We start from the raw sequence: 9,176 nt of genomic DNA, 5'->3' as shown, positions 1-9,176 counted from the left end.
TGGAGACGACCGCTTCCTGGCTGAGCACGCGCGCCCGCTACCACGGACACCTCTCCGACCTCCCCGTCCTGCGCGACCGCCTCGGCGCCATGCAATGCCGCCTGCAGACCGCGCGCGGCGCCGCCTACCAGGCCGTTCACCTCCTCGACCTCGGCCTATCCTGCGACGCCCAGCTCATCGGCGCGAAGAACGCCGGCCACCAACTCGCCGCCGACAGCGCCCGCGATGCCATGGAACTGCACGGCGCCCACGCCCTGGACGGCGACTACCCCCTCCAACGCCTCTTCCGCGACGCCCAGTACACCTACGCCCCCGCCGGCACCGGCGAATTCCAGCGCATCCACCTCGCCACAACAGCCCTCGGCGAGACCGAGATCGAGTGGTCCGCGCGCCTGGCCGCCGACACCGCCTGGGCCAACCCCGACCCAGCCCCCGCCTGACCACCCCGGCACTCTCACCGGCGGCCAAACCGTTCAGCACCACCGCGCACTCCCCCGACCAAACCACTGGCCCACCCACCCACACGGACTGTCCAGGACGCCCATGAACAGCGACGACCCGCCGGCACCCGACGACACCACCGACCCCGCTGCTACTGCCGCCCGGCCCCTTCTCCCGCTCACACGGCGCCAGTCACAGATCTTCGAGTTCATCTGCCAGACCGTGAAGGCACGCGGCTACCCGCCCTCCATCCGGGAGATCGGCGGCGCGGTCGGACTGTCCAGCTCCTCCTCCATCGCCCGCCAGCTCAAACAGCTGCAGGCCAAGGGACACATCGCCATCGACTCCCGCAGCGGCCGCGCCTACCGCGTCCTGTCCCACGACCTACAGACCGGGAAGGCACTGCCCGTGCAGCACGCCGGCTGCCCACTCCTCACCGACGACCAGCAAGAGGAGGAACCGGGCGGGTCCCTCGTCCTCACCGTCGTGCTGGACCCCGCCATCCGACGCGCCCTGCTCAACGGCGCATCCGTGACCGTCCAACGCCTGCCCGGCGGCGACAACCGCCGTACTCCCCACGGCGACACCACCCTCCTCGGACAGATCACCGCCATCACCCACCCCGTCCTCACCACCCCCGGCTAACGGCCCCACCTACGCTTCCCCGCTCGCAGGACCCGGTACGCCGCCTCCGGACACGACTGTTCCCCCTGCCGAAAGCAGCACACGATGACCTCCGTTGCCCTACGCCACGAAGCCGGCACTCGGTTCCAGAGCCTGCGGGACCACCCGCTGCGCCAGGCCCTGGCCGCCCACTTCCTCAACGGCGCCGACACCGTGGCCAAGATCATCGCCGTGCACGACCGCGACACCCTCAACCAGGTGTGGACCGACCCCGGCCCCGTCCCGCTCAGATCTGAGTCCGAGGGCGACCGCGGCACCTGGCAGGCCAGGTTCACACCGGGCCTCACCTAACCCCCGCAGCTCCCGTGCGCGGCAGCCCCGTGGAATCCGTCGCCGTGCATGGGACCGCCGGTCGGCCGCCGCAACCCCGGACCGTCGGTGATCCGGGAAACGGCGGCCGACCTGGCCGGACACCCCACCCCCACGCCCAGCACCCCGGCCACACACCAACCCGCCCGGCCGGACCCGCCAACTCGAAAGCGGCGCTGGCCGACACGCCCGGCACACCGCTCGCATCGCCTGCCTCGACTTCCGACAGGACCTTCCGTGACCCAGACCCGCTTCACCGTGCTCGACGACACCCGACGCCACCCCGACCTGGCCGAACAGATCAACCAGATCCTCCGGCGAGTCGCCCCGATGGTGGCGCAGACAGTCGACCTCGCCCTCCCGCTCGAAGTCCGCTTCCGCCTCGTCACTCCCAGAACATGGCGGCAGGCCACCCGCGCCAACGGGCACCGCATCCTGGCCCGCGACATCGCGGAACTGGAACTCACCGAAGCCGAGATCAAAGGCATCCAGAACGCCCTCACGATCACGAGCTTCTTCCCGGTCCTGGTCTGGCCCCTGGTCATGGGCAGCACCATGACGGCCGCCGACGGCCGCCAAGAGACGATCATCGCCCCGCGGGCCCTCCACCACTGTGGGCTGCTGGTCGACAAACCCGCGCTCCACAAGCTGATCGCCCACGAACTCGTCCACCAGATACAAGCCGAAGCCCACAGCGGCACCACCTGGACCACGTTCTTCCCGCACAAGCGCGGCATGTCGGAGCGGGGTGCCTTGACGGTCGAGGAAGGACATGCCACCTGGGCCGACCGCCAGGTCACCACCCGCCTGTTCGGCACACCCGCCGACGCCCGGCAAGCGCCCAAATCCAGGCGCTACCGCGCCCACCACGCGTTCCCCGGCGCCCGCCACTTCGGCCCCGGCGAGGCAGCGTACGAACAGGGCGCCCGCCTCATCGCACGCGCTGTGGCCGCCGGCGGAACCGACCTGGTCAACCAGATCTGGAAGGACCCCATCTTCCTGCCCACCGCAGAAGAGACCGCCGACCCCGACACCTGGGTCGGCCGCATCGAGCGGGGATACCTCGATGCCTGAACACCGACCGCTCCCAACCCCGTCCGGCCATCCCCACCGCATGGACCGCATCACCGCCATCGTGCTGGACCTCCTGTTCGACCTGACCCAGCAGACCGCCCGCTGGGCCACCGACCCCACCCCGTACGGATGCCTCACGACCCCCGACCCGCTCCCACCCCCACAGCAGGCAGCCCCGTCTGGTGCCTCGACGGACCCGTGGGGCGCGCTAGCGACCTACGACACCGACGCCTACGCCCTCTTCCTCGGCACGCAACCGGCACGACGTTGCGACGGCCCCGTGCATCCCGCCGCACCACCGCACCCGAGCCAGACCATCCACCCGACCCGACGACGGAAGGCATCACCCCATGCAGACTGCACGTGACCACTTCACCGACCCGCCCCCGCGACGCCTGGGAGCACTCGGCATCATCCGCAACTCCGCCGGCGCCGTCCTCATGACCGAGAAATCACAGGACGCCCTCAGGGGCGAGGAGCGCACGCCCTGGTTCCACCCCGGCGGCTGCGTCGAGGCCGACGAAGCACTCCTCGACGGCCTGGTCCGCCACATCAGGACCAAGCTCGGCCTCACCGTGAAACCCGGCCGCCTGCTGGCCGTGCACCACATGTACGAACAGCAGCACCCCACCCACCTGTCCAAGGAAGGCATCAACTTCCTCTTCGACTGCGGAGTCATCGACCAGGACACACCCTTCACCTACGGCGGCAGCATCAAAAGCACACGGTGGATCTCCCCCGACGAACTGGACGAACACCTGACCCCGTTCACCGCAGCGCGCACCCACGCCGCACTGCGCGCGCTGTCCGGCCAGCACGTCGAGGTACTTGCCGGACATCCCCAGTAGCACGGCCAGGCCAACCCAATGGCCAGGAAACAGAGGCCGCTGCTGTCGACGCTCCGCGACGCCGGCGGCGGCCCCGCCGTGATCCTGATGGGCGTTCTGGCCGCCGTGCTGGTGTCGGCGGCTCGGGACGTGTGGCCGCAGATGGAAGCCGCCGCAGGACACACAAGGTGACCGGAGAGCGCGCCGATGCACCATCCACGGGCTGGAAACACGTAGTTCGCGTCTGCCGCGGGCCCCCTCGCGAGCCGCAGGCCCCTGTGCGAGCCCTGCCCAGCGTGGGAGGCACACGGTGGGATGTGGACCCGTCAGTCGCGCATACCCGGACCAGAACAGGGAGTTGCACGAGATGCGAACCGACAACGAACCGGGGCTCCCGGGGGTGTCCCTCGCCTCCGCGGACTTCGCTCCGCACGTGGGGCCAGCCGGAAGTCATCCCGCCGAAGGCGCCGAGTCGTGGTGGGACGACGAAGCCCAGCGCCTGCGCAGTGCGGAGACGACGCGACGGCCGGCGTCCCTGCTGAGCCGCCGGCGGCCCGAAGCCTCGCTGGATGACGCCTACCGGATCCAGTGGCACGGGACGGCGCTTCGCGTTGCCGACGGTGCGCGCGTGGTCGGGCACAAGGTGGGTCTCACCTCGGCCGCCATGCAGGAGCAGTTCGGCATCGACCAGCCCGACTCGGGGCTGCTGCTCGACTCCATGGCGGTGAACGAGTCCGGCGAGTTGCACCTCGGCGACCTGGTGGCGCCGCGCGTCGAGGGTGAGCTCGTCTTCCTGCTGAGGAGCGACCTGGCCGGCGCCGACGTGGGCGAGGAGGCAATCCGAGACGCGATCGCGGCGACGCTTCTCGCCCTGGAGGTCATCGACAGCCGTTATGGCTTCGCCGGGTTGACGCTCGTCGACAGCGTGGCGGACAACGCGGCCTGCGGGCGGTTCGTCCTCGGCGCCCCGGTAGACGGACTCGTGCCCGACCTGGCGGGAGAGCAGCTGACCTGCACGGTGGACGGTGCCGTCGCGGCCGCCGGATTCGGCCGGGCGATCCTGGGCGACCCCATCCGTTCTGTGGCCTGGCTGGTGCGGCGGCTGGCGGCTTTCGGTAGGGGATTGCGGGCCGGTGACCTCGTGCTGGCCGGGGCCGTGCACGCCAGCCTCCCGCTGGAGGCCGGACAGACGGTGACGGTCAGTTCTCCCCGTCTTCCGCAGGCGGTGCTCCATGTCGTCTAGCGCCATCGTGCCGGCCGAATCCGCCATCGCCCGTGCGGACGCCGCGCCGCGTCTGAAGGCGGCCGTGATCGGTGCCGGGTTGCTCGGCCTCGACCTGGCCGAGCGGCTGAATACCTCGCCGGTGCTGAGCTGCGCCCTGGTGGCCAGTCGGCGAAGCAGCGCCAGCGCTCTGCGCCGCGCCGCCCAACTGGGCTGTCAGGTCTCCACCGAGGGCATCGCAGCTGTGGTCCGTGCGGACGTTGACGTGGTCTTCGACGCGAGTTCGGCCGAGGCGCACGGCGCCCACTGGGCCGCCCTCGCCTCGTCCGATGTGCTGTTGGTGGATCTCACGCCCAGCAGCGGCGGCAGCATGGTCACGCCGACGGTCAACGGCGTCCGGGCGGAGTCGGACCGTCATCTGAGCCTGGTGAGCTGCGGCGGCCAGGCGGTCCTCCCCGTGCTGGACGCGATCGCCAGGAACAGTGAGCGGGTCGGGGACGTCGAAGTGGTCACCACCGTCGCGTCGGCCGGTGTCGGCCCGGCGACGCGGGACAACCTCGACGAGTACCTCGCCATCACCGGCTACGCGGTGGAGCGGCTGACCGGCTCGCCGGGGGTGAAGGTGCTGGCCACCATCAGCCCGGCCCTCCCGGCGCCGGCCTTTCGCGCGCAGATCACCGCGTGCGCGTACGGCATCCAGCCCGCTGCGCTGTCCGGTGCGGTCGAGGCGGCGGCCGACGCCGTGCGCCGGTACGCCCCCGGCTACGAGGTGAGTGCGCTGTCCGTGGCCGCCGGCCTGGTGCAGGCGACCGTCACGGTCACCGCCCGGGCCGGGCGGCTGCCGTCCTTCGCCGGAAACGTGGAGATCATCAACGCGGCCGCGGTGACGCTGGCCGAGCGCTACGCGCGCTCCCGGGAGGTGGGGCACCGTGGGTAGCAGCCGTATCTCGCAGGTGACCGTCCACGATGCGACGCTTCGCGACGGACAGCACGCGGTGCAGCACCAGCTCGACGTGCCGCAGCTGCGGGCGTACGCCATGGCCGCGAGTGCGGCCGGTGTGCCGGTGGTCGAGGTCGGGCACGGCAACGGGCTCGGCGCGTCCTCACGGCAGATCGGGTACGCGCGCCTGGACGACACCACGCTGCTGGAGACCGTCCGGCTGGCCCTGGCGGCGGGCACCAGCCGGATGGGCGTGTTCATGGTCCCCGGCTGGGGAACTGGCACCGACATCCGCCGGGCCGCCGACTGCGGCGCGGACGTGGTGAGGATCGCCGCGCACTGCACCGAGGCCAACGTGACCCGCCGCCATCTGGGTATCGTGCGTGAGCTGGGCCTGGAAGCGCAGGCAGTGCTCCTGATGAGCCACATGGCCAGTGCCGAGCGGCTCGCGCAGGAGTGCCGGCGCGCCGTGGAGTACGGGGCGCAGTCGGTAGGGATCATGGACTCGGCAGGACACTATCTGCCCGCCGACGTGAGCGAGCGCATCGGGGCCATCGTCGCCGCGGTGGACGTGCCGGTGATCTTCCACGGACACAACAACCTGTCCATGGCCGTGGCGAACTCTCTCGCCGCCGTCGAGGCCGGGGCGCGCGTCATCGACGCATGCGCGCGCGGTTTCGGCGCAGGCGCGGGCAACACATCCCTTGAGGTCCTGGTCGCCGTGCTGCACCGCTCGCATCACCAGACCGGTATCGACCTGCCAGCGCTGCTGCGCGCGGCGGATGTCGCCCACGACCAGCTGATGTGCGGTCCACCGGTCACCGACTCGGTGACGTTGGCCTCAGGGCTGGCCGGTGTGTTCTCCGGGTTCAAGCCGCGCGTCCTGTCTGCCGCCCGGGCCGCGGGCGTGGACCCCCTGGAGGTCTTCGCCGAGCTCGGGCGGCGCCAGGCCGTGGCCGGGCAGGAGGACCTGATCAACGAGGTCGTCCGCTGCCTGCAGGTGGCGTCGTGATGCCGTCCGCCGTCGGCGACGGCCAGCAGGCCCCTGCCGCCGTGCTGTGCGGGGTGGGTACCGCGCGAGGCGACATCGTGGTCCCCAACGCGGAGATCGCCGGGCGTCTGGGCGTCGCCGACGACTGGATCTGCGCCCGGACCGGGATCGTCGAGAGGCGACGCGTGGACGCGGGCACCTCGACGGCCGATCTTGCCGTCCGGGCGGCCACGGCCGCGCTGACGTCCGCCGCAATCCAGTCGGTCGACGTGGTGATCCTGGCGACCGCGACCCCCGACCACCGGATGCCGGGCACCGCGCCGGAAGTGGCCGCGCGCCTGGGCCTGTGCGGCATCCCCGCTTTCGATGTCGCCGCCGCGTGCACCGGCCTGCCCTACGCCCTTCAGGTCGCGAAGGGATTCGTCGCCGACGGCGCGGCGCAGCGGGCCCTGGTCATCACGGTCGACCGCCTGTCGCACCTGACCGACCCGGACGACCGCACAACGGCCGCGCTGTTCGGGGACGGAGCCGGCGCGCTCGTGGTCCGGCGCGGGGAGAGGAGCGAGCCGGGCGCCGTGGGGCCGGTGATTCTGGGTGCTGACGGCCGGCACGCGGACGCCTTGGTCGTCCCGCACGGGCAGTTCATGCGCATGCGCGGCCGGGAGGTGTTCCAGCACGCCGTCATCCGCATGTCCCAGGCCGCCGAAGAGGCCGCGGCGGCAGCCGGATGGAGTCTCGGCGACGTCGACCGGTTCGTGCCCCACCAGGCCAACTCCCGCATCACCCAGGCCGTTGGGCGCCGGCTCCACCTCGACGGTGGGAACGTGCTGGACGACATCGCCCACCTGGGCAACACCAGTGCGGCCTCGATCCTCTTCGCCCTCGCCCACGCGGCGGCCGACGATGCACTGCGCCCCGGGCACCGGGTCCTGATGGCCGCCTTCGGCTCGGGCCTGACCTGGGGCGCCACGACCCTCACCTGGCCCAACGTGCCCTGCGTGGCCGACGGGCCCGACCGCTCACCCCGACGGGAGACAGCCCGGTGAACCAGATGCTGATGACCATCCTGACCGGCCCGCTGCAGGTGGACGAGGAGTCGCTGCGCCCGGAAGCCAGCTTGGAGGACGCCGGGCTCGACTCGCTGGCGATCACCGAGCTGGACCTGCTGCTGGCCGAGCACGGCGTCGCCCTCGGCGAGGACCGGATCGCCTCGGCCACGACCGTCGGCGCCCTCGACCAGCTGGTCGACGAGCACCTCGCCGGACGGTGACGGCCATGACCGCAGCCCTCACCGCACCCGGCGGAACCTGGCTGATCACGCCGCCCTGGGAAGGCCGCCTGGAGGCGGCGCTGCGCGCGCAGCCCGACGTCGCCCTGCTGGACCTCGAGGACTCCGTCCAGCCGGACGGCAAGGACCCTGCTCGTACGGCGGCGCTGGCTCATCTCGGCACTGCAGCGGTGCACGGCGCGACGGTCCTCGGACTGCGCGTGAATGCGCCGGGCACCGTGCACGGCCTCAAAGACCTGGCGGCTCTCGCCGGCGCCGGTCTGCGCGAGACGGTCGTGCTCGTGCCGAAGGTGGAGTCCGCCCGCGAGCTGGAGCTGGTGGCCCAGGTACTGCAGGAGACGGCGACGGGCGTGCGCATCTGCGCCCTGATCGAGACACCCCGCGCGCTGCTCCGCCTGACCAACATCTTCGCCTCTCCGGTGCTGGGCGGTGCCGTCTTCGGGGCGGCCGACTACGCCGCCGCCACCGGCTGCCGCCGCACCAGCAGCTCCCTTCTGTGGGCGCGCTCGTCCCTCGCCGCGGCCGCCGCCGCCCACGGCATCCCGTCGATCGACTCTCCCTACTTCGACCTCGGGAACCCGCAGGGCCTGCGGTGCGACGCCCAGGAGGCCCGCGATCTCGGCTTCACCGGCAAAGGCGCCATACACCCCGGCCAACTCCCCATCATCCGGGCTGCGTTCAATCCCACCGAGGAAGAGGTGGCCCAGGCCCAGATCATCGTGAGCAGCGCGGAGTCGGCTGACGGCCAGATCGTGCGGGTCGGCGGCCAGATGGTGGGACCCCCGCTCGTCGCGGCGGCCCGCGCGGTCCTGGACCGCGCCGCAAACGGCACCGGCCCCAGCCCCAGCGGAGGCACCCAGTGACCCAGACACCCGTTGCGCAGGGCTACCGGACCGTCGGCGAAGGCCGGCTGCGCGAGGTCGTCGGCCGCGGCCTGGAAGAGTTCGGCGCCTTGGTCGGCCAGACCATCGAGCACCGGCCGGCACGGACCGTCACCGACACCGACCACGCCATGACCCTGGCGCTGACCGGCAACGCGGCCCCCGTCCACTGCGACGCGCAGTTCTGCGAACGGACGGGCAGGGAGCGGCCCTTGGTGTGCGGAGTCGTCACGCTGGGACTGGTCATCGGCGCGAGCGTCCGCTCCACCAGCGGCCTGACCACCGCCAACCTCGCCCTGGACGAGGTGCGCTTCGAGCAGCCCGTGCACGTCGGGGACACCCTGCGGACCGAGACCGAGGTCCTGTCCGCCCGCCCCTCGGCCAGCCGCCCCGGCCAGGGCGTCGTCACCGTCCGCACCAGCGCGTTCAACCAGTTCGACCGGCGCGTCATCACCCTCACCCGCGCTTTCCTCGTCCCCGCCGACGCGACCGCGGTCCGTACGGCGACCGCCTACTGAA

At 71.9% G+C, this 9,176-nt stretch carries 14 protein-coding genes; all 14 read left to right on the top strand.

The window, feature by feature from the left end; translation table 11 throughout:
* Window positions 1–440 (top strand): acyl-CoA dehydrogenase family protein (locus ACIPSE_RS43935; protein ID WP_401675057.1); only part of this gene is annotated, 440 nt, incomplete at its 5' end.
* A gap of 103 nt (window positions 441–543) precedes the next feature.
* Entirely contained in the window at window positions 544–1,086 is a 543-nt protein-coding gene (locus ACIPSE_RS43930; protein ID WP_401675055.1) for a LexA family protein, read from the top strand.
* An 84-nt stretch (window positions 1,087–1,170) separates the two neighbouring features.
* Complete coding sequence (locus ACIPSE_RS43925) at window positions 1,171–1,416, top strand: hypothetical protein (RefSeq protein ID WP_401675052.1); 246 nt, start codon at window positions 1,171–1,173, stop codon at window positions 1,414–1,416.
* Between the two features lie 255 nt (window positions 1,417–1,671).
* Window positions 1,672–2,508 carry a zinc-dependent metalloprotease gene (locus tag ACIPSE_RS43920; RefSeq protein WP_401675049.1) on the top strand — a complete coding sequence of 279 codons (837 nt, stop codon included), beginning with the start codon at window positions 1,672–1,674 and terminating at the stop codon, window positions 2,506–2,508.
* Between the two features lie 40 nt (window positions 2,509–2,548).
* The gene (locus ACIPSE_RS43915) at window positions 2,549–2,875 is read left to right on the top strand and encodes a hypothetical protein (protein WP_401675047.1); all 327 of its coding nucleotides are present in this window, start codon (window positions 2,549–2,551) and stop codon (window positions 2,873–2,875) included.
* The gene (locus ACIPSE_RS43910) at window positions 2,859–3,356 is read left to right on the top strand and encodes an NUDIX domain-containing protein (RefSeq protein WP_401675045.1); all 498 of its coding nucleotides are present in this window, start codon (window positions 2,859–2,861) and stop codon (window positions 3,354–3,356) included. Before ACIPSE_RS43915 ends, ACIPSE_RS43910 begins: the two co-directional genes overlap by 17 nt.
* 18 nt (window positions 3,357–3,374) lie before the next feature.
* Window positions 3,375–3,527: a hypothetical protein gene (locus ACIPSE_RS43905; protein WP_401675043.1), complete on the top strand. Its 153-nt coding sequence runs from the start codon at window positions 3,375–3,377 to the stop codon at window positions 3,525–3,527.
* 175 nt (window positions 3,528–3,702) lie between these two features.
* Entirely contained in the window at window positions 3,703–4,578 is an 876-nt protein-coding gene (locus ACIPSE_RS43900; RefSeq protein ID WP_401675041.1) for a 2-keto-4-pentenoate hydratase, read from the top strand.
* A complete protein-coding gene (locus ACIPSE_RS43895; RefSeq protein ID WP_401675038.1) occupies window positions 4,568–5,494 on the top strand; it encodes an acetaldehyde dehydrogenase in 927 nt (308 codons plus the stop codon). The genes ACIPSE_RS43900 and ACIPSE_RS43895 overlap by 11 nt, the downstream gene beginning before the upstream one ends.
* Window positions 5,495–5,501: 7 nt before the next feature.
* A complete protein-coding gene (gene dmpG, locus ACIPSE_RS43890) occupies window positions 5,502–6,509 on the top strand; it encodes a 4-hydroxy-2-oxovalerate aldolase (RefSeq protein ID WP_401675065.1) in 1,008 nt (335 codons plus the stop codon).
* Window positions 6,509–7,534 (top strand): beta-ketoacyl-ACP synthase 3, encoded by a 1,026-nt coding sequence (locus ACIPSE_RS43885; RefSeq protein ID WP_401675036.1) that lies wholly within the window; start codon window positions 6,509–6,511, stop codon window positions 7,532–7,534. Before dmpG ends, ACIPSE_RS43885 begins: the two co-directional genes overlap by 1 nt.
* Before the next feature lie 5 nt (window positions 7,535–7,539).
* Entirely contained in the window at window positions 7,540–7,758 is a 219-nt protein-coding gene (locus ACIPSE_RS43880; RefSeq protein ID WP_401675062.1) for a phosphopantetheine-binding protein, read from the top strand.
* A 5-nt stretch (window positions 7,759–7,763) separates the two neighbouring features.
* A complete protein-coding gene (locus tag ACIPSE_RS43875; RefSeq protein ID WP_401675034.1) occupies window positions 7,764–8,639 on the top strand; it encodes an HpcH/HpaI aldolase/citrate lyase family protein in 876 nt (291 codons plus the stop codon).
* On the top strand, window positions 8,636–9,175 hold the full coding sequence (locus ACIPSE_RS43870) for a MaoC family dehydratase (protein ID WP_401675031.1): 540 nt from the start codon (window positions 8,636–8,638) through the stop codon (window positions 9,173–9,175). The genes ACIPSE_RS43875 and ACIPSE_RS43870 overlap by 4 nt, the downstream gene beginning before the upstream one ends.
* Window position 9,176 lies beyond the last annotated feature (1 nt).

Source organism: Streptomyces sp. NPDC090106, assembly GCF_044747265.1.
Lineage (GTDB): Bacteria > Actinomycetota > Actinomycetes > Streptomycetales > Streptomycetaceae > Streptomyces.
The sequence above is the reverse complement of the archived record's forward strand: the minus strand, read 5'-3'. Positions and strand labels throughout refer to the sequence as shown.